Below are 19,697 nucleotides of genomic sequence, written 5' to 3' on the forward strand. Positions count from 1 at the left end.
ATTTCGTGGGATCAACACTAGCGGCTCCGCCGCCGAATTCGGCGGAGTGCTTGTCGTATCAAAAAAATGATTTACTAAGCCCGCCGCGCGAGGCACCGATGCAAGGATTGAGACAGGTTCAGGCGGCTTCGCTGGCGAGCCGGTCCACCGCGGCGGCGGCGTTTTCCGTCAGCCCTTCGCCACCGCGGGCGCGGAAGGCGATGATCTTCGCCCGCATGCGCGGGTCCCAGAACTTGCGGATATGGTTCTCGATCCCGGCCACGGCCTCGCCGTCCGCCGTGGTGTTGAAGAAGGTGGCGATCTGGTTCGCCATGTAGACGAGCTTGCGGTCCTGGTCTTCAGGCGACATGTCTGGAGGCTCCGAAACAGATGCGTGTCTGGTGGGTAAAGACTTCAAATCCGTCCTCGCGCGCGACGGCGACGAGCGTGATCCCGGCCTCGTCGGCGGCGCGGATCGCGTGCGCGCTCGGCACCGACACGGCGACGATCACCGGCGCGCCGGCGACCGCGCATTTCTGGATCAGTTCGATCGAGACCCGGCTGGTCATGAGCACGACGCCACTGCCCGCGGACCGGCCGGCGCCGGCCAGCGCGCCGATCACCTTGTCGAGCGCGTTGTGCCGGCCGACATCCTCGCGTACCAGCACCGAACCGTCCGCCGGGTCGAGAAATCCGGCGGCGTGAATGGCACGGGTCTGGCGGTTCAGCTCCTGCTGCATCGCCATCGCCCGCATCCCGCGCATCACCGCCTCGGCCGAGATCGTCAGCCCCGAGCCGACCCGCGGAATCGCCCGCGTCGCCTCGGCGAGGCTTTCCAGCCCGCACAGGCCGCAGCCGAGCGCCCCGGCCATGTGCCGCCGCCGCCGCGCCAGGCGATCGGCGACATCGGTGCCGACGCGCATCCGGCACTCGATCCCCTGATCGACGGTCACGAGTTCACAGTCGAGCAGATCGGCCGCCCGGTCGACGATGCCTTCCGACAGGCTGAACCCCGTCGCGAAATCCCGCAGATCGCGCGGCGTCGCCATCATGACCGCGTAGCCAACCCGGTTGTAGCTCAGCGCGATAGCGGTTTCTTCCGGAACCTGCCGCGATCCCGCGCTGACCTCGCCGTGGTGGAACGCGGTCGTCGCCACGCGGACGACCGGTTCGAACAGCCTGGTCATTCGGCCGGCGTGGCCTCGATCTGCCGGGTCCTGCGACCGAGATCCGCATAGGTCTGCTGCGACTCGGTCGGCCCGTTCGACGGCGAGACCTGCACCGCCGTCACCTTGTATTCGGGGCAGTTCGTGGCCCAGTCCGAATAGTCGGTGGTGACGATGTTCGCGAGCGTCATCGGGTGGTGGAAGGTGGTGTAGACCACCCCCGGCGCGACCCGGTCGGTCACCTTCGCCCGGAGTGAGGTCTCTCCCGCCCGGCTGGCCACCTTGACCCACGCCCCGTCATTGATCCCGCGCTGCTCGGCATCGTGCGGATGGATCTCCAGCAGGTCCTCCTCGTGCCAGGCGGTGTTCGCCGTGCGCCGCGTCTGCGCGCCGACATTGTATTGCGACAGGATGCGCCCGGTGGTCAGCAGCAGCGGGAAGCGCGGCCCGGTCTTCTCGTCGGTCGCCACGTATTCGGTCACGAAGAACCGCCCCTGGCCGCGGACGAAGCCGCCCACATGCATCACCGGCGTCCCCTCCGGCGCCTTCTCGTTGCACGGCCACTGCACTGAGCCCTGCCGCTCCAGCAGGTCGAACGACACGCCCGCGAAGCTCGGCGTCAGCCGCGCGATCTCGTCCATGATCTCCGACGGATGCGCGTAGTTCATGTCGTAGCCCAGCGCCTTGGCGATCAGCTGGGTCACCTCCCAGTCCTCGTAGCCGTTCTTCGGCGTCATCACCTTGCGCACGAGCTGGATGCGCCGCTCGGCATTGGTGAAGGTGCCGTTCTTCTCCAGGAAGGTCGAGCCCGGCAGGAACACATGGGCGAACTGCGCCGTCTCGTTCAGGAACAGATCCTGCACGACGACGCATTCCATCGCCGCGAGCCCGGCGGTGACATGCTTGATGTCCGGGTCGGACTGCGCGATGTCCTCGCCCTGGATGTAAAGCCCCTTGAACGTGCCATCCACCGCGGCGTCGAGCATGTTCGGAATCCGCAGCCCCGGCTCGGCATCGAGCGAAACGCCCCAATCCACCTCGAAGGCCTGCCGGACCTCCGGGGTCGAGACATGGCGGTAGCCGCTGAACTCGTGCGGGAAGCTGCCCATGTCGCAGCTGCCCTGCACGTTGTTCTGCCCGCGCAGCGGGTTCACGCCGACGCCGACGCGCCCGATATTGCCGGTCGCCATCGCGAGATTGGCGAGCGCCATCACCGCCGTCGTGCCCTGGCTGTGTTCGGTCACGCCCAGCCCGTAATAGATCGCGGCATTCCCGCCCTTGGCGTAGAGCCGTGCCGCCGCGCGCACGAGTTGCGGATCGACGCCCGTGGTCGCCGCCAGCGCCTCGGGGCTGTTCCGCTCCGCCGCGGCGAATTCCGCCCACAGCGTGAACGCGTCGAGATCGCAGCGCTCGCGCACGAAGGCCTCGTCATAGAGGTGCTCGGTGACGATCACATGGGCGAGGGCGGTCAGCATCGCGACATTGGTGCCCGGCCGCAGCGGCAGGTGATACGCCGCCTCGACATGCGGGGTGCGGACGAGGTCGATCCGCCGCGGATCGATCACGATCAGCTTCGCCCCCTCGCGCAGCCGCTTCTTCATCCGCGAGCCGAACACCGGGTGGCCGTCGGTCGGGTTGGCGCCGATCAGCAGGATCACGTCCGCCTGCTCGACGCTGTCGAAATCCTGCGTCCCCGCCGAGGTGCCGAAGGTCTGCGACAGGCCATAGCCGGTCGGCGAGTGGCACACCCGCGCGCAGGTATCGACATTGTTGTTGCCGAAGGCGGCGCGGACCAGCTTCTGCACCAGGAAGGTCTCCTCGTTGGTGCAGCGCGACGAGGTGATGCCGCCGATCGAGCCCTTGCCATAGGTCGCCTGGATGCGCCTGAATTCCGACGCCACGTGGCTGATCGCCTCGTCCCACGACACTTCCCGCCACGGATCGGAGATCTTCGCCCGGATCATCGGCCTCGTGATCCGGTCCTGATGCGTCGCATAGCCCCAGGCGAAGCGCCCCTTCACGCAGGAATGGCCATGATTCGCCTTGCCATCCTTGTAGGGCACCATGCGCACGAGTTCCTCGCCGCGCATCTCCGCCTTGAACGAGCAGCCCACGCCGCAATAGGCGCAGGTCGTCACCACCGAATGCTCCGGCTGGCCGATCTCGACGACGGATGTCTCCATCAGCGTCGCGGTCGGGCAGGCCTGCACGCAGGCGCCGCAGGACACGCACTCGGACTCGAAGAAGCTCTCCTCCATCCCCGGCGAAACCTTGGAGTCGAAACCGCGCCCGGCGATGGTCAGCGCGAAGGTGCCCTGCACCTCCTCGCAGGCCCGCACGCAGCGCGAGCAGACGATGCACTTGGCCGGGTCGAACTGGAAATACGGGTTGGAGACGTCCTTGGCCGAGTCGAGATGGTTCTCGCCCTCATAGCCATACCGCACCTCCCGCAGCCCGACCGCGCCGGCCATGTCCTGCAACTCGCAATTGCCATTGGCCGAGCAGGTCAGGCAGTCCAGCGGATGGTCGGAGATATAGAGCTCCATCACCCCGCGGCGCAGCTTGCCGAGCCGCTCGTTCTGGGTATGGACCACCATGCCCTCCGCCACCGGCGTGGTGCAGGAGGCCGGCGTGCCCGCGCGCCCCTCGATTTCCACGAGGCAGAGCCGGCACGAGCCGAAACTGTCCAGCATGTCGGTGGCGCAGAGCTTGGGGATCTGCGTGCCGATCTCCATCGCCGCCCGCATGACCGACGTGCCTTCCGGCACGCTGACCTTCACCCCGTCGATCGTCAGGGTAACGAGCGCCGCGGCGTTGCTGGCCTTGGTGCCGTAGTCGATTTCATGGACGAGACCCATGGCGGTTCTCCTTCACTCAGCCGCGGCGGGGAGTTTCGGCGCGCGAAACTCTTCCGGGAAATGGTTGATGGCGGACAGCACCGGATACGGCGTGAAGCCGCCCAGCGCGCAGAGCGAGCCGAACTTCATCGTCTCGCAGAGGTCACGCACGAGGGCGAGATTCGTCTCCGGCTCGATCCCGGCGCGGATGCGGTCGAATGTCTCCACCCCGCGCGTCGAGCCGATGCGGCAGGGCGTGCACTTGCCGCAGGATTCGAGGGCGCAGAACTCCATCGCGAACCGGGCCATCTGGGCCATGTCGGCAGTGTCGTCGAAAACCACAAGCCCGCCATGGCCGATCAGCCCGTCGCGCTTGGCGAAGGCCTCGTAATCATAGGGCGTGTCGAACATCGAGACCGGGAAATAGGCGCCGAGCGGCCCGCCCGCCTGCACCGCCTTCACCGGCCGGCCCGAGGCGGTGCCGCCGCCGATGTCGTTCACCAGCTCGCCCAGCGTCACGCCGAAGGCGCATTCGAACAGCCCGCCATGCTTCACGTTGCCGGCGAGCTGCACCGGCATCGTCCCGCGCGAGCGGCCATAGCCCATCTCGGCATAGCGCTTCGCCCCCTCGGCCAGGATGAACGGCACGCTCGCCAGGCTGATCGTGTTGTTGATGATGGTCGGCCGGCCGAACAGCCCCTCGATCGCCGGCAGCGGCGGCTTCGGCCGCACCTGCCCGCGCTTGCCCTCCAGGCTCTCCAGCAGCGAGGTCTCCTCGCCGCACACATAGGCCCCGGCGCCGACCCGCACCTCGAGGTCGAAATCATGCGCGCTGCCGTTGATCCCCTTGCCGAGATAGCCGGCGCGCTCCGCGATCTCGATCGCCCGGCGCATCATTCGGATCGCCAGCGGATATTCCGAACGGATATAGACATAGCCCTTCGTCGCGCCGACCGCGACGCCGGCGATCGTCATGCCCTCGATCAGCATGAACGGATCGGCTTCCATGATCAGCCGGTCGGCGAAGGTGCCGGAATCGCCCTCGTCGGCGTTGCAGACGACATATTTGCGGTCCGCCGGCGCGCGCGCCACGGTCTCCCATTTGATCCCGGTCGGGAACCCCGCGCCGCCGCGCCCGCGCAGCCCGCTCTCCTTCACCGCGGCGACGGTCGCCGCCGGCCCGATCGAGAGCGCCGCCTCCAGCCCCTTGTAACCGCCATGATGGCGGTAATCCTCGAGCGAGAGCGGATCGATGATCCCGGCGCGGCCGAAGGTGAAGCGCGTCTGCCTCGCGAGGAAGGGAATCTCCTCGACATGGCCGACACATTTTTCATGCGGCGCGCCGTCGAAGAAGCGGGCCTCGAACAGCCCCGCCACGTCGGCGTCCCCGATGTTCCGGTAGCCGATCCGCCCCGACGCGGTGGCGACCTCGACCAGCGGCTCCAGCCAGAACAGCCCGCGCGAGCCGTTGCGCACGATCGTCACCGGAATGTTGCGCGCCCGCGCCTCGGCCTCGATCGCCGCGGCCACCCGGTTCGCCCCGACCGCCACGGCGGCCATGTCCTGCGGCACGAAAATCTTCATCACGCGGCCTCCGCGACCAGGGCTTCAAGGGTGGCGGCATCCGCCCGTCCCACCGGCTCGTCGTCGAACAGCGCGCTCGGCGCCGTGGCGCACAGGCCAAGGCAATACACCGCCTCGACGGTGATCCGCCCGTCCGGCGTGGTGCCGCCCCATTCGAGCCCGAGCGCGTCCAGCAGGCGGCGCGCATTCGCCTCCGACCCCATCGACTGGCAGGCCTCCGCCCGGCACAGCTTCAGCACGTGGCGGCCCGCCGGCGCGCGGCGGAAATCGTGGTAGAAGCTGATCACGCCATGCACCTCGGCGCGGGTGATGTTGAGCATGTCGGCGATCAGCGGCTCGGCCTCGCGCGGGATGAAGCCGAAATTCTCCTGCAGCGCGTGAAGGATCGGCAGCAGCGGCCCTTCCTCGCCCAGGTAATCCCGGATCACGGCGCGGGCGGCCTCGTCATTCCATTCAGCGGGCTTTGGGTCCATTCCGACAGTCCTGTTTCCTCGCTCGGCCGGGATGACCGAACCTCCTGCTTAAATCGGGCAGGTTAATCTTTCGTGTGCATTATCCACATGATCTTCCCGCAAACAAGCCAAAACCCGGATTGTTTGATAGAGCGCGTCTATCAAGCAAGGGCGGCTTGACCCCGCGCCAGTCCTTCCGCGACGTTCACCAGCGCCGCCACCAGCGGCGACACGGGCTCGCGGTTCGGCAGCACCAGCCCGACCGCGTGAACCTCCTCCGGCTCCACGATCGGAATCGCCCGCAGCCTTGGCGTCAGCCCGAAGATCTGCGCCAGCTTCTCCGGCAGCACGCAGGCCCAGCGCCCGGTCTGCACATGGCTGACCAGCACGACGATCGAGTTGCTCTCCAGCGTCGGCCGCAGCTCGGTCCCGGCATTGCGCAGCAGCCGGTCGAGGATCCGCCGGTTCTGCATGTCCGGCGTCAGCAGGCAGAGCGGAATCTGGCCGACCTCCGCCCAGCTCACCTGCTCGCGCCGGCCGAGCGGCGCGTCCGCCGCGGTCAGCAGCCGGTAGCGCTCGTCATAGAGCGGCACCACCCGGTTCTTCCCGATCGGCTCGTTGTCGATATAGGTCACCCCCGCATCGACCTCGAAATTGTCGAGCCGTCGCAGCACCTCGTTCGACGTGCAGGACTGGATCGAGAACCGCACCGCCTCGTGCTGCCGGCGATACGGCGTGGTCAGTTCCGTGATGGTGGCGAGCGCGGTCGGAATCGCGGCGATCCGCAGCAGCCCGTTGAGCCCGCGCTTGAGGGCGCGGATATCGGCGCGCATGGCATGCATGTCGCCGACGATCCGCCGCGCCCATTCGAGCACCCGCTCGCCTTCCGGAGTGAACCCCTGGAACCGCGACGAGCGCTCGACCAGCGGCATCCCCAGCGCCTCCTCGAGCGAGCGGATGCCCGCCGAGAAGGTGGGCTGGGTCACGCCGCAGCTTTCGGCGCCGCGGCCGAAATGCTCCTCCCGCGCCAGCGCGAGCAGGTATTCGAGCTTGTCGATCACGCGCCGTCGGCCACCAGCACCAGCCGCCCGGTCACATCCCCGGCCTTGAGCCGGTGGATCGCCGCGTCCGCCTCGCGCTGCGGCACGGTCTCGATCTGCAGCTTCGGCAGCGCCCCGCCCTGGGCGAGATCCACCAGCTCGCGCAGATCGCCCGGCGTGCCGACGAAGCTGCCCTGCAACGTCAGCGCCCGCATCGGCATGAAGGGCAGGGGTATGTTCAGCTCGCCGCCGAACAGCCCGACCATGATCAGCTTGCCGCCCTTGGCCAGCGCCGCATGCGCCGCCTTCGCCGTGCCCGAGCCGTTGACGAGGTCGATGATCGCCTCCGGCTGCCCGCCGCACGCCGCGATGATCGCCTTGTGCAGCGCCGGGTCGTTGCCGTCCACCACCGCGGTGGCCCCCGCCGCCAGCGCCGCCTCGCGCTTCCTCGCACTGGTATCGACGCTGACGATCGCCTTGTGCCCGAGCGCGCGCAGCACCGCAATCGCCGAAAGCCCGAGCCCGCCCGCGCCGATCAGCACCACCGGCGTGTCCGCCGGCAGCGGCATCACCTTGCGGATCGCGGCATAGACCGTGATGCCCGAACACGCATAGGTCGCCGCCAGCGCCGGATCGAGATCGCCGGGATCGACGAGGTGCCCCGCATGCGCCGCGATCACATGGGTCGCGTAGCCGCCATGCTGGTAGATGCCGAGCGAGCGCTGCTTGGCGCAGAGATTGTCCTCGCCCGCCTTGCACCGCGCGCATTCGCCGCAGCCGACCCAGGGATACACGATCCGCACATCCCCCACCTTCACCCCGCTCGCCTCCGGCCCGAGCTTCACCACCCGGCCGACGATCTCGTGGCCCAGCGCCAGCGGCAGCGTGATCCCGCGCTGCACGATCTCGTAGCGCCCGGCGCTGCCGAGGTCGTAATACCCGTCCCAGAGATGCAGGTCGGAATGGCAGACGCCGCAATGCGTCACCTCCAGCAAAATCTCCCGCCCCGTCGGCTCCGGCATCGGCAGGTCGATTTCCTTCAGCGGCGCCCCGTTCTCGACAACGGCCCAGGCTTTCATCGTGGCGGACATTCCGGTCTCCCTTTTTGCTCCGCGCGAGTATCGGGTGGATCGCGCGGTTCAGGCAAGCCGGGCAGGCCGGAAGGCGAGGGGGATCAGCCCTGCGCCGGCGCCGCTTCCTGCCGTGCCAGGATCACCCCGGCGAGATAGAGCGAGCCGCAGACCAGCACCCGCTTCGGCGTCCCGTCCGCGGCGAGGCGCCGCAGCGCGGCCTCCACATCCGGCCCCGCCGTCGCGACCCCGCCCGACGCCTCGATGATCGCCTCGACGGGCAGGGCCAGATGCTGCCCCGGCTCGACCACCGCCTGCACCGATGCCGCCTGCGGCAGCAGGATGCGCAAAAACTCCGCGACGTCCTTGGCCTGCTTCATCCCGACGACGAGATGCGTCGGCCCCTCCCAGCCGGCCAGAACCTCGGCCAGCGCCTGCGCCCCGCCCGGATTGTGCGCGCCGTCGAGCCAGAGTTCCGATCCCGCCGGCAGCAACGAGGCCAAGGGCGGCCCAAGGCGCTGCAACCGTGCCGGCCATTCCGCCGCCGCCATGCCGCGCGCGAAGGCGTCCTGGTCGAGCCCGAACCCGCCGGCGCGCAGGGCGGCGATGGCGATGCCGGCATTGTCGAACTGGTGCGCGCCGGGCAGGGCGGGGCGGGGCAGCTCCAGCCGCCCCTCCTCGTCCTCATACACCGCGCCCTCGCCCTGCTTCATGATCCGCCACTGCCGCCCGCGCGCGGCGAGCGGCACCCCGGCCGCCTTCGCCCGCGACTCCAGCACGGCCAGCACGTCCGGCGTCTGGAACCCGGTCACGGCCCGGCTGCCCGGCTTCATGATCCCGGCCTTCTCGGCGGCGATCACGGTTTCCGTCTCGCCGAGGAACTCGCGGTGATCGAGCGAGATCGCGGTGATCGCGGCGGCGGCGGGCGGCGGGATCACGTTGGTCGCATCGAAGGTGCCGCCGAGCCCCACCTCGATGATCGCGATCTCCGCCGACCGTGCCGCGAACAGCACGAAGGCGGCGGCGGTGATCGCCTCGAACACGGTGATCGGCGCGGCGTCGTTCACCCGCTCGACCTCGTCGAGCGCTGCGTCCAGCTCGTCGTCGCTGACCAGCGCGCCGGCCAGCCGGATGCGCTCGTTGAACCGCACGAGATGCGGCGAGGTATAGACATGTGCGCGCAGCCCCGCCGCCTCGACCATGCCGCGCAGGAAGGCGCAGACGCTGCCCTTGCCGTTGGTCCCGGCGACATGAATGGTCGGCGGCAGCCGCCGCTCCGGATGGCCCAGGGCTTCGAGCAGCCGCTCCAGCCGTTCCAGCCGCAGGTCGATCAGCCGCGGATAGAGCGCGTGCAGCCGCTCGATCCGCGCGTCGATCCGGCTCGGTGCCGGTGCCGGGGCCGGCGCCGCCCCGCTCACGCCGCCTCTGCGTCCGGCCGCCCCACCTTCAGCAGGCCGAGCAGCCGCCCAAGTGTCGCCGCCAGTTCGCCGCGCGCGAGCACCATGTCCACCATGCCGTGTTCGAGCAGGTATTCGGCGCGCTGGAAGCCTTCGGGCAGCTTCTCGCGGATCGTCTCCTCGATCACCCGCGCCCCGGCGAAGCCGATCAGCGCGTTCGGCTCGGCGATCTGGATATCGCCCAGCATCGCGAACGAGGCGGTCACCCCGCCGGTGGTCGGGTCGGTCAGCACGACGATATAGGGCAGCCCCGCCTCGCGGACCATCTGCACGGCGATGGTGGTGCGCGGCATCTGCATCAGGCTCACCGGCCCTTCCTGCATCCGCGCCCCGCCCGAGGCGGTGAAGACGATCAGCGCCGCCTTCTGCAGCACCGCGAGCCGGGCGGCGGTGACCAGCGCCTCGCCCATCGCCGCGCCCATCGAGCCGCCCATGAAGCGGAAATCCATCGCCGCGACCACGGCCCGGTGCCCGCCCACCGTGCCATGCGCCACCAGCACGGCGTCCTCCATGCCGGTCTTCCGGCGCGCGTCGGCCAGGCGGTCGGGATATTTCTTGCGGTCATGGAACTTCAGCGGATCGGCCGGCACCTTGGGCAGGTCGATCCTCTGGAACGCGCCGCCATCGAAGGTCCAGGCCAGCCGCTCGGCCGCCGTCGCCCGCATGTGGTGCCCGCAATGCGGACAGACCTTCAGGTTGTTCTCGAGTTCGCGGTGAAAGATCATCTGCTGGCAGGCGCTGCACTGATGCCAGAGATTGTCCGGCGCCTCCTTGCGGCCCAGCAGGGTGCGGATGCGCGGGCGGACGAATTCGGAAAGCCAGTTCATGTCGGGCCGGTCAGAAAATGCTGTTGATCAGGTCGTCGCCGAGGCCGAACCCGGCCCCCATCGCGATCGCCCGGCCGAAGCCCGAATTCAGGAACCCGCCGAGCAGCCCGCCGCCCTGCTGCTGCGGATAGGCCGGCGGATAGCCCTGCTGCGGATAGCCCTGCTGCGGGTATTGGGGCGGCGGCGGCGGATACGGCGCCTGCTGCGGCGCCCCCCAGGGCTGGGACGCTGGCTGGGCGGCCGGCTGCGTCTGCGGCACCGAGGCGGCGGGCACCGCCGCCGGCTGGTTGGCCACGAAATTGTGAAGCGCCTGGAGCAGCCCGCCGACCTGATTCTGCTCCGCCTGGATCGCGAGCGCGACCTCGCGCAGGTCGAGCAGCCATTCCCGCGCGTCCTGGTTCCCGGCGTCGCGCGCCGCCTGCAGCTTCTGCGCCAGCGCCTTCAGCTGGCCGGCGGTCTGCTGCGCCTGGGCCTGCAACTGGTCGTATTGCGAATCGATCGTCTGGATATCCATGGCCTCGGTCCTTCCGCGTAAGCCCCCCATATAGAAGCTGCGTCCCGAAAAGTCAGGCCGCCGCGCGCCCGCCGCGCCAGGTCCGGCACGCCTCGCCGAAGGCGGCGAACAGCCGCTGCCGGTCCGGCGCCTCCATCACCGCCCATTCCGGGTGCCACTGCACGGCAATGGCGAAGCCCGCCGCCCCCTCGACCCGCACCGCCTCGATCGTCCCGTCCGGCGCCACCGCCTCCACCGCGAGCCCCGGCGCCAGCCGGTCGATCGCCTGGCCGTGCAGCGAATTCACCATAATCGTCTCCGCCCCGCAGATATGCCGCAGCGCGCCGCTCAGCCGCACCTCGTGCTTGAGCGCCATCTGCTCGGCCCTCGTGCCGTTGCCGGCGCGGTGATCGAGCCGCCCCGGCAGGGTATGGACCTGCTGGTGCAGCGTGCCGCCGAGGGCGACGTTGAGCTCCTGCAACCCGCGGCAGATGCCGAGCACCGGCATCCCGCGGGCAAGGGCGGCGCGGATCAGCGGCAGCGTCGTCGCGTCGCGGTCGGCGTCGTGCGCGTCCGGCGTCTCGTCATTGGCGACGCCGTAGCGTGCCGGCATCACGTTGCTCGGGCTGCCGTTGAACAGGATGCCGTCCAGCCGGTCGAGCACGGCGATCATCTTCTCGCCTTCCGGCGGGATCAGCAGCGGCAGCGCGTCGCTCGCCGCGATCACCGCCTCGCCGTAGCGCGCCGGGGTGGCGTGCTGGTGGTGGTTGCCGATGAACTTGGTGCAGGCGGGAATGCCGATGATGCTGGGCATGTTGTCCTCGTCAGGGGCGTGTCAGGTCAGGCGTTGGGGTCGGAAGGCGGCGGCGAGTGCGGCGAGCACCGCGCAGGCGAACATGGCGAAGGCCATCGGCCGGGCGGTGCCGTCGGCGAAGGCGCCGACCAGCGCGCCGGTGATCGCCCCGCCGAGATACTGCCAGGTGCCGAGCAGGGCCGAGGCCGAGCCCGCATGCGCCTGGTGCCGCGAGAGGGCGGCGACCAGCGAGCTCGGCAGGCTGAGCCCGTAGCTCGCCTGGCAGATGAACAGGCCGGCGATGATCGGCAGCGGCCCGCCGCCGCGCAGCGCCGCCGCCACCAGCACGATCGTGCCGCACACCAGCGCCGCGACCGCGGCGGAAATCACCGGCCGCAGCCCCGCCCGCGCCACGAGATGCGGGTTCCACTGGTTGAACCCGATATAGATCGCCGCGTTCAGCCCGAACAGCAGCGCATAGGAAATCGGGTCCCAGTGGAACTCGCCGATGAACACGGCCGGCGTGCCGGCGAGATAGGCGAACAGCGCGCCGATCGCGAAGGTGCCGGTCAGCGCATGGGTCAGGAAGCCGCGCTCGGCGGAAATCTGCCCGTAGCGGATGATGATGGTGCGGAACCCCACCGTGCTGCGCCGCGCGAGCGGCAGCGTGTCCGGCAGCCGGAACCACACCAGCCCGATCGCGACGATCCCGTAGAGCGTCGCCAGCGCGAAAATCCACCGCCACGAGCCGAACGCGATCACCGCGCTGCCGAGAATGGGGGCGATGATCGGCGCCACGCCCATCACCAGCATCAGCCGCGAGAACAGCAGCGCCGCCGCCGGCCCGTCGGCGATGTCGCGCACCATCGCCCGCGGCACCACCACCGCGGCCGAACCGCCGAAGGCGGCCACCAGCCGGAACGCCGAGAGCGAGGCCGTGTTCCACGCCAGCGCGCAACCGATCGAGGCGAGGGTGTAGAGCGCGAGCCCGAGCAGGATCGGCAACCGCCGCCCGGCCCGGTCCGAGAACGGCCCCTGCGTCATCTGCCCCGCGGCGAGCCCGGCGAAATACGCCGCGAGCGTCAGCCCCGGCCCGGCCGGGTCGTGGAACTGCCGCGCGATGGTCGGGAAGGCGGGAAGATACATGTCGACCGATACCGGCCCGATCGCGATCAGGAATCCGAGCAGCAGCGGCAGGCGCCGGCTGGTCGCCAGATCCGGCGCATCGGCGGCAACGGCGCTTTGTGCGGATGACATTGCCTCACCATAACCCGGCCGCGAATCCCGGCAAACGCCCCGCCGGCGCAATCCTGCCGGGCGCCGGCGATCTGGATCAGCCCGCCCCGCGCAGGGGGCAGCCCGCCCCCGCGCAGGGATCAGCCCGTCCCGTGCAGGATCGTCGCCGCGAGATAGACGGCAAGCCCGACCCCGAGGGCGACGATCATCCCCGCCAGCGCGAGGTCGAGCCGGTCGCTCTCCGGCGCGCGGGCGTCCTCGTCGATGATCGCGCGCCGGTTGCCGACGAATCGCAGCATCGCCGCCGCCACCATCATCGCGCCGGCGACGATCAGCGCGATCCCCACCGCGTCGGACGCGAGCGTCCCCGAGACGGTGAACTTCCGCCCCAGCGACTGCCCGGCCACCTGGAGAAAGAGGTTGAAGCGTTCGACCAGGAAGCCGAACGCCATCACCGCGATCGCGGTGCGCACCCAGGCGAGGAAGGTGCGCTCGTTCGCCGCGTGGTCGCTGAACCGCGGAACGGTCACGCCGCCCGCTTGGCCACCTCTTCCGGCGACATGTGGACGAGCGCGGTATAGTCCGCGATCAGCGTCTCGGTGATCTTCCCCGGCGTGAAGGTCAGCTCGCCGATCTGGCGCACCGGCGTCACCTCGGCGGCGGTGCCGGCGAGGAACACCTCGCTCGCCTTCGCCATCTCCTCGGGCTTGATGTGCCGCTCATGCACCGGAATCTGCCGCGCGCGGGCCAGCGCCATCACCGTGCGGCGGGTAATGCCGTCGAGGAAGCAGTCCGGCGTCGGCGTGTGCAGTTCGCCGTCGATCGCGAAGAAGATGTTCGCCCCCGTCGCCTCGGCGACATGCCCGTCGAGGGTGAGCATCAGCGCGTCGTTGAACCCCTCCGCCTCGGCCGCGTGCTTCGAGAGCGTGCCGATCATGTAGAGCCCGGCGGCCTTCGAGGCGGTCGGCGCGGTGCGCGGATCGGGCCGGCGCCACGGCGCCATGCCGAGGGTGATGCCCTTCATCCGGTCGTTGCCGAACAGGTTCGGCCACGGCCAGGCGGCGATGGCGAGGTGGATCTTGGTCTGCTGGGCGGAAACCGCGAGCATCTCCGAGCCGCGCCAGGCGATCGGGCGGATATAGGCGTCGGTCAGCCCGTTCGCCTTCAGCACCTCGTTGCAGGCGGCGTCGATCGCATCGGCGCTGAAGGGAATGTCGAAGCCGAGCAGCTTGCCCGACTGGATCAGCCGGTTGGTATGGTCGCGCAGGCGGAAGATGTTCCCGCCATACGACCGCTCGCCCTCGAAGACGGCGGAGGCGTAATGCAGCCCGTGCGTCAGCACGTGCAGCTTGGCGTCCCGCCAGGGGCGCAGCTCGCCGTCCCACCAGATCATGCCGTCGCGGTCGTCAAACGGAATCAGACTCATCGCCTCGCGTCCTCTTTCATGTCGGTCCCCTCTGCCGAGGAACCCGGAACCATAATTTGTCCGCGGCCGATGGCCAAGCGATGATTGCCGGAGAGCAGGATTGACGTTTTGGCGGCGGTTGCGGCGCGATCGCGCAACGGTTCTTGCAGGAAAGCCATAAATCCTGTCTTATCACAGCGTCCCCGCTTCAGTATGGGCAAGGGAGCCATGCACGAAAAACCATCCCAGCCCGGCACGGCCGCCGGCCTCCTGTTCCTGCGCGAGGAAGAGCTTCGCCTCGCCCAGGACATGATCTTCTTCGCCAACCGCGACCTCGTGGCCGCGGCCGACGCCATCCTTGCGGAAATCGGCTTCGGCCGCGCGCATCACCGGACGCTGCATTTCATCGGCCGCAATCCCGGCCTGCCGGTGGGCGAGCTGCTTCACATTCTCGGGATCGCCAAGCAGAGTCTCGCCCGCGTCCTCGGCCCGCTGATCCGCGACGGCTATGTCGAGCAGACCCCCGGCCGGGCGGATCGCCGCCAGCGCCTGCTCAGCCTCACCCCGGCGGGTGCCGCGCTGGAGCGCAAGCTCTTCGAGGCCCAGCGCGAGCGCCTGATCGCCGCCTTCCGCGAGGCCGGCGGCCCCGCCGTCGAGGGCTTCCGCAAGGTGTTGCGCGGCATGATGAAGGAAGAGGCCCGCGCCTATCTCGACCGGGCCGAGGCCGCGCGCAACGCGCGCCGATGAGCGCCACCGCCGCCCACATCCTGCTGGTCGACGACGATGCCCGCCTGCGCGCGCTGATGCAGCGCTACCTCGTCGAGAACGGCTTCCGCGTCACCGTCGCCGAGAGCGCCGCCGCCGCGCGCGAGACCCTGCGCGTGGTCGACCCCGACATGATGGTGCTCGATGTCATGATGCCCGAGGAAACCGGGCTCGAACTGATCGAGTCGCTGCGCGCCGACCGCGCGCCGGACCTGCCGATCCTGCTGCTCACCGCCCGCGGCGCGCCGGAGGACCGCATCGCCGGCTTCGAGGCGGGGGCGGACGACTATCTCGGCAAGCCGTTCGACCCGCGCGAGCTGCTGCTGCGCATCCGCGCCATGCTCCGCCGCGCCGCCCCGCCGGCGCAGGCGGCCGGCCCGGTCCGGCTTGGTGCGGCGAGCTTCGATCCCGCCCGCGGCGAGCTTTCCACCGAGCGCGGCCCGGTCCGCCTCACGGGTGGCGAGGCGAGCCTTCTCGCCGTGCTCGCCGCCCGCGCCCACGAGGTCCTCTCGCGCGAGGCGCTGGCCGAGATCCTCGGCATGGACGAGGCCGGCGAACGCGCGATCGACGTGCAGGTGACCCGCCTGCGCCGCAAGATCGAGCCCGACCCGCGCGAGCCGCGCTACCTGCAGACCGTGCGCGGCCGCGGCTACGTCCTCAAGCCGGGTCCATGAGGCTCGCCCCGCGCGGTCTCGAGCCCGACCGCGTCCTGCGCAAGATCCTGCCGCGCAGCCTGTTCGGCCGCACCCTGCTGATCGTGATCCTGCCGCTGATCCTGCTTGAAGGCGTCGCGCTGCAGATCTTCTACGGCAGCCATCTCGACGTGCTCTCCCGCCGCCTCGCCGGCAGCGTCGCCGGCGAGATCGCCTTCGTGCTCGACCAGGCCGCCCTGCACCCCGCCAGCAGCGCGCGGATCTTCGCCCATGCCGGGCAGCGCTTCCAGTTCCGCTTCCATTTCCACGAGGGAGAAAAACTCACCCCGCGCGGCCTGCCCCATGTCTTCGGCCCGGTGGATACCGACCTCGCCCGCGCCCTCCGCCGCGACCTCAACCGGAAATTCTCCCTGGTCTGGAACGGCCCGCCGGGGATGATCCGCGTCGATGTCCAGCTCGCAACCGGGGTGATGACGGTCGACGTGCCGCGCAAGCGCCTCTATGTCGGCGCGCTCTACATCTTCTTCGCCTGGCTCGCCGGCGTCACCATCCTGCTGCTCGGCATCGCGATCCTGTTCCTGCGCAACCAGGTCCGCGCCATCCGCCGCCTCGCGCTCGCCGCCGAGGCCTTCGGCATGGGGCGCGATCCCGGTCCGATCCGCCCCGAGGGCGCGATCGAGGTTCGCCGCGCCGCCACCGCCTTCAACCGCATGCAGGACCGCATCCGCCGCTTCCTCACCCAGCGCACCGCGATGCTCGCCGGCGTCTCGCACGACCTGCGCACCCCGCTCACCCGGCTGCGCCTCGCCATCGCCATGCTGCCGCCCGACATCGCCGACACCGACGGCATGAACGACGACGTGACGGAAATGGAGCGGCTGATCGGCCTCTACCTCACCTTCGCCCGCGGCGAGGGCACCGAGCAGCCCCAGCCGACCGACATCGCCCTGCTGATCGAGGATCTCGCCGCCCGCGCCGCGCGCGGTGGCGCCGCCATCGCGCTCGACCTCGCGCACCTGCCGCAGGCGGTGGTCCGGCCGGAGGCGATGCGCCGGGCGCTGTCCAACCTGCTCGACAACGCGGCCCGCCACGCCCACCGCATCGTCGTCGCGGCGGCGCCGGAAGGCGGGCAGATGCTGCGGATCGTGATCGACGACGATGGTCCCGGCATCCCCGCCGAGCGTCGCGAGCAGATGCTGCGTCCCTTCGAAAGCGGCTCGGCCGCCGGCACCGGCCTCGGCCTCGCCATCGCCCGCGACATCGTCGCGGCGCATGGCGGCACGCTCCGCCTCGATACCAGCCCGCTCGGCGGCCTGCGGGTGGCGATCACGATCCCGCTCTGACCCGCCGCCGTCCGGCACGGCATGGCAACGATATGGCCGGAAGCTATGCCAAAATTTAACCTCAATGGGCGTGCACCCTCAACCTGCGCGTGTCATATGTTGCGTCGCAAACACATTGTCGCCGGGATTGGCGGTTACGCCCAAGCCGATCGGAACGACGGATTCGACGAGGAACGCCGTTCAAATGCCCAACCGCGTGTTCTTTTCGCGTCTTCTTTTGAGGTAGCAGCGCATTGTTGATCTGGCTGGATCTTGAGAACCTGATCCGACATGTCGAATCCGGGCACCGCCCCAGCGGTATCCAGCGGGTGACGTTCGAACTCTCCGCATCCCTGGTGGCCGCCGGCGGCGGCGCGGTCCGGGTCTGCCGCCATGCCCGCGCCCCTCATGGTTTCGTCGAGCTCGACTGGGCGGATGTCGAGGCCCGGCTCGCCGCGCTGATGACGCGCGATGCGCCCGCCCGGCGCGAGGCGCCGTCCCCGCGCGAACGGCCGGAAGCGGCCGGCGCGCTGCGCCGGGCCTTCCGCCGCCTGCCGGACGAGATGCGGATCCCGGCCCACGCGGTCTGCCAGGCGGAGCACGAGGCCGCGCGGGGACTCCGGTCCGCCGGGGCCGCCCAGCTGAAGGCGATGCGCGGCCTGGCCGCCGTCGCCGCGGGCGGCTGGCGCCTGGCCGCCGCCGCCGTGCGCCTCCGCGTCCTGCCGCGCCGGCGCGACGTGCGCGTGCCGGACGCTTTCGCTCCTCCGGTCGCCTTCGCCGCCGGCGACGTGCTGCTGGCCATCGGCGCCACCTGGCCGTTCCCCGACTATGCCGCCCGGATCGACGCCGCCCGCCGCGACGGCGTGCGCTTCGCCCCCTTCGTCTACGACCTGGTTCCCGCCCTGTTCCCCGAATGGTCGGCCCGCTCCACCACCACCGGCTTCCGCACCTGGATGGAGACGGTGCTGCCCCAGGCCGACCGCCTGTTCACCATCTCCCACGCCACGCGCCGGGCCCTGCGCGATCATGCGAAGCGCGCCGGCCTGCCGATCCCGGAGGCGATTCCCGTGCCGGTCGGCGCGCATTTCCCCCGCAAGGCCGATCCCGATGCGGCGCCCCTGCACCCGCGCCCCTACGTGCTGTTCGTCTCCACCATCGAACCGCGGAAGAACCATGCCGGCATGCTGCGCCTCTGGCGCGAGATGATCATGCAGGAAAAGCCGGACCTCGTGCCCGACCTCATCCTCGCCGGCCGCATCGGCTGGATGTCGCAGGATTTCATCACCCAGTGCGAGAATGCCGGCTGGCTCGGCGGCAAGCTGCGCCTGATCGAAAGCCCGACCGACGCCGAGCTGGCGATCCTCTACCGCGACTGCCTGTTCACGATCTATCCCTCCTTCTACGAGGGCTGGGGCCTGCCGGTCACCGAGAGTCTCGGCTTCGGCAAGCCGGTCGTCGCCTCCAACACCGCCGCGATTCCCGAGGCGGGCGGGCGCTTCTGTATCTATTTCGATCCCAACGACCTCGGCGACGCCCGCCGCGCGATCAGCGGCCTCGTGCGCAATCCCTCCCGCCGCGCCGGGCTCGAGGCCGACATCGCGCGCAATTACCGCCCGCCCTCCTGGCCGGACGCGGCGCGCCTGATCCTCGACGTGCTGGCCGACGACGCCGTCGACCTGCCCGCCGCACCCGCCGTCATTTCGCTGCCGGCACCAGCTCTATCGTCGCCGACAGGCTGACCCGCTCCTCGATCGCCGCCGGCCGCGCCACCGGCGAGGCCGCGCGCCCCGCCACCATGAGGCCGCCGAACACCGGGCGAACCGGCGGGCCGTCCACCTGCACGGTGCGGATCGTGCCGACCGTCTCGCCGAGCGAACGCGCCACCGCCTGCGCCTCGGCCCGCAGCCGCCGCACCGCATCGCCGATCGCGCGCTCCCGCGTCGCCGCCGCCGTCGCGGCGCTCAGCCGGCCGTCGAGCGACTGCAGGCGCGCGCCCGCGTGCTGGAGCTGCCCGATCAGCCCGCGCAGCCCCGCCGCCGCCGGCGCGCCCGGCGCCGCGTCGCAGGAGAGGCTCAGCTCCTGCCGCGCGATCCACGCGGTCCGCTTCGCGTCCGTCGGGGTCACGAAATAGCTCCCGGTCGTCGCGCGGACGCCGGCCACCCCGTCCGCCGCGTGCAGCGCCGCCGCCATCGCCCGGTTGAGCCTGTCCTGCGCCGCGGCCGCGTCCGGCGCCTCGCCGGCGATCTCGATCGTCGCCGCCATCGCATCCGGCAGATGCCGCGCGCTGCCGGTCACCGAGAGGGTGAGGGTGGTCGCGCCTTGCCGGTGCGGTGCCGCCGCGGCGGCGAGCGGTGCCGCGAGCAGGGCGGCGGCCAGCGGGAGAAGCGCGGTGAGTCGGGCCATGGTTGTCTCCTTCCGGGCAGCGCCGTCGTGCCGTCCGCGGCCGCTCCGGCGCGGGCGGGGCGGCCAGCCTAACACGCCCCCGGCGTTCCGGGCAGGCCGCGCGCCAGCCCGCCATTCACTTGACTTTTCGGCGGTCAGAACGGATATCAACGATCTCGGGGCAGACGCAACTGCGCCCCCGTCTCGCGTCTGGCCGCTCCGCAACGAATCGGGAG

The 19,697-nt window shown here is 70.3% G+C and carries 19 protein-coding genes; 4 read left to right on the plus strand and 15 right to left on the minus strand.

Annotation, left to right across the window (positions count from 1 at the left end; genetic code table 11):
* Positions 1-118: 118 nt before the first annotated feature.
* The 14 genes from ACRY_RS06605 to ACRY_RS06670 form a co-directional block, all read right to left on the minus strand.
* The gene (locus ACRY_RS06605) at positions 119-349 is read right to left on the minus strand and encodes a formate dehydrogenase subunit delta (protein WP_007422846.1); all 231 of its coding nucleotides are present in this window, start codon (positions 347-349) and stop codon (positions 119-121) included.
* Positions 339-1,166 (minus strand): formate dehydrogenase accessory sulfurtransferase FdhD, encoded by an 828-nt coding sequence (gene fdhD / locus ACRY_RS06610; protein WP_007422847.1) that lies wholly within the window; start codon positions 1,164-1,166, stop codon positions 339-341. Before fdhD ends, ACRY_RS06605 begins: the two co-directional genes overlap by 11 nt.
* Positions 1,163-4,003 carry a formate dehydrogenase subunit alpha gene (fdhF, locus tag ACRY_RS06615; protein ID WP_011941814.1) on the minus strand — a complete coding sequence of 947 codons (2,841 nt, stop codon included), beginning with the start codon at positions 4,001-4,003 and terminating at the stop codon, positions 1,163-1,165. Before fdhF ends, fdhD begins: the two co-directional genes overlap by 4 nt.
* A gap of 12 nt (positions 4,004-4,015) precedes the next feature.
* Entirely contained in the window at positions 4,016-5,566 is a 1,551-nt protein-coding gene (locus ACRY_RS06620; RefSeq protein WP_007422849.1) for a formate dehydrogenase beta subunit, read from the minus strand.
* Entirely contained in the window at positions 5,566-6,039 is a 474-nt protein-coding gene (locus tag ACRY_RS06625) for a formate dehydrogenase subunit gamma (RefSeq protein WP_011941815.1), read from the minus strand. Before ACRY_RS06625 ends, ACRY_RS06620 begins: the two co-directional genes overlap by 1 nt.
* A gap of 140 nt (positions 6,040-6,179) precedes the next feature.
* Positions 6,180-7,079, minus strand: a complete 900-nt coding sequence (locus ACRY_RS06630) for a LysR family transcriptional regulator (RefSeq protein ID WP_011941816.1) — start codon at positions 7,077-7,079, stop codon at positions 6,180-6,182.
* Positions 7,076-8,149 (minus strand): alcohol dehydrogenase, encoded by a 1,074-nt coding sequence (locus tag ACRY_RS06635; protein WP_007422851.1) that lies wholly within the window; start codon positions 8,147-8,149, stop codon positions 7,076-7,078. The genes ACRY_RS06630 and ACRY_RS06635 overlap by 4 nt, the downstream gene beginning before the upstream one ends.
* An 83-nt stretch (positions 8,150-8,232) precedes the next feature.
* Positions 8,233-9,546 (minus strand): bifunctional folylpolyglutamate synthase/dihydrofolate synthase, encoded by a 1,314-nt coding sequence (locus ACRY_RS06640; protein WP_011941817.1) that lies wholly within the window; start codon positions 9,544-9,546, stop codon positions 8,233-8,235.
* On the minus strand, positions 9,543-10,412 hold the full coding sequence (gene accD / locus ACRY_RS06645) for an acetyl-CoA carboxylase, carboxyltransferase subunit beta (RefSeq protein WP_007422854.1): 870 nt from the start codon (positions 10,410-10,412) through the stop codon (positions 9,543-9,545). The genes ACRY_RS06640 and accD overlap by 4 nt, the downstream gene beginning before the upstream one ends.
* Positions 10,413-10,422: 10 nt before the next feature.
* Positions 10,423-10,926, minus strand: a complete 504-nt coding sequence (locus ACRY_RS06650; RefSeq protein WP_007422855.1) for a hypothetical protein — start codon at positions 10,924-10,926, stop codon at positions 10,423-10,425.
* Between the two features lie 52 nt (positions 10,927-10,978).
* Complete coding sequence (locus ACRY_RS06655) at positions 10,979-11,719, minus strand: gamma-glutamyl-gamma-aminobutyrate hydrolase family protein (RefSeq protein ID WP_007422856.1); 741 nt, start codon at positions 11,717-11,719, stop codon at positions 10,979-10,981.
* Positions 11,720-11,740: 21 nt separating this feature from the next.
* Positions 11,741-12,955 carry a multidrug effflux MFS transporter gene (locus tag ACRY_RS06660; RefSeq protein ID WP_011941819.1) on the minus strand — a complete coding sequence of 405 codons (1,215 nt, stop codon included), beginning with the start codon at positions 12,953-12,955 and terminating at the stop codon, positions 11,741-11,743.
* Between the two features lie 119 nt (positions 12,956-13,074).
* Complete coding sequence (locus tag ACRY_RS06665) at positions 13,075-13,464, minus strand: YidH family protein (RefSeq protein ID WP_007422858.1); 390 nt, start codon at positions 13,462-13,464, stop codon at positions 13,075-13,077.
* Entirely contained in the window at positions 13,461-14,360 is a 900-nt protein-coding gene (locus tag ACRY_RS06670; protein ID WP_007422859.1) for a branched-chain amino acid aminotransferase, read from the minus strand. The genes ACRY_RS06665 and ACRY_RS06670 overlap by 4 nt, the downstream gene beginning before the upstream one ends.
* Before the next feature lie 207 nt (positions 14,361-14,567).
* On the opposite strand from ACRY_RS06670, the gene ACRY_RS06675 reads away from it, so the two are divergent.
* The 4 genes from ACRY_RS06675 to ACRY_RS20385 all read left to right on the plus strand — a co-directional run bounded on the left by ACRY_RS06675 (position 14,568) and on the right by ACRY_RS20385 (position 18,818).
* On the plus strand, positions 14,568-15,086 hold the full coding sequence (locus tag ACRY_RS06675) for a MarR family winged helix-turn-helix transcriptional regulator (RefSeq protein ID WP_007422860.1): 519 nt from the start codon (positions 14,568-14,570) through the stop codon (positions 15,084-15,086).
* Positions 15,083-15,778: a response regulator gene (locus ACRY_RS06680; RefSeq protein ID WP_011941820.1), complete on the plus strand. Its 696-nt coding sequence runs from the start codon at positions 15,083-15,085 to the stop codon at positions 15,776-15,778. The genes ACRY_RS06675 and ACRY_RS06680 overlap by 4 nt, the downstream gene beginning before the upstream one ends.
* Entirely contained in the window at positions 15,775-17,100 is a 1,326-nt protein-coding gene (locus ACRY_RS06685) for an ATP-binding protein (protein ID WP_011941821.1), read from the plus strand. Before ACRY_RS06680 ends, ACRY_RS06685 begins: the two co-directional genes overlap by 4 nt.
* Positions 17,101-17,333: 233 nt before the next feature.
* Positions 17,334-18,818: a glycosyltransferase family 4 protein gene (locus tag ACRY_RS20385; RefSeq protein WP_011941822.1), complete on the plus strand. Its 1,485-nt coding sequence runs from the start codon at positions 17,334-17,336 to the stop codon at positions 18,816-18,818.
* Here ACRY_RS20385 and ACRY_RS06695 read toward each other — a convergent pair.
* Positions 18,775-19,482 (minus strand): SIMPL domain-containing protein, encoded by a 708-nt coding sequence (locus ACRY_RS06695; RefSeq protein WP_011941823.1) that lies wholly within the window; start codon positions 19,480-19,482, stop codon positions 18,775-18,777. The genes ACRY_RS20385 and ACRY_RS06695 overlap by 44 nt on opposite strands.
* Positions 19,483-19,697: the final 215 nt, after the last annotated feature.

The organism is Acidiphilium cryptum JF-5 (genome assembly GCF_000016725.1).
In the GTDB taxonomy this organism is placed as follows: domain Bacteria; phylum Pseudomonadota; class Alphaproteobacteria; order Acetobacterales; family Acetobacteraceae; genus Acidiphilium; species Acidiphilium multivorum.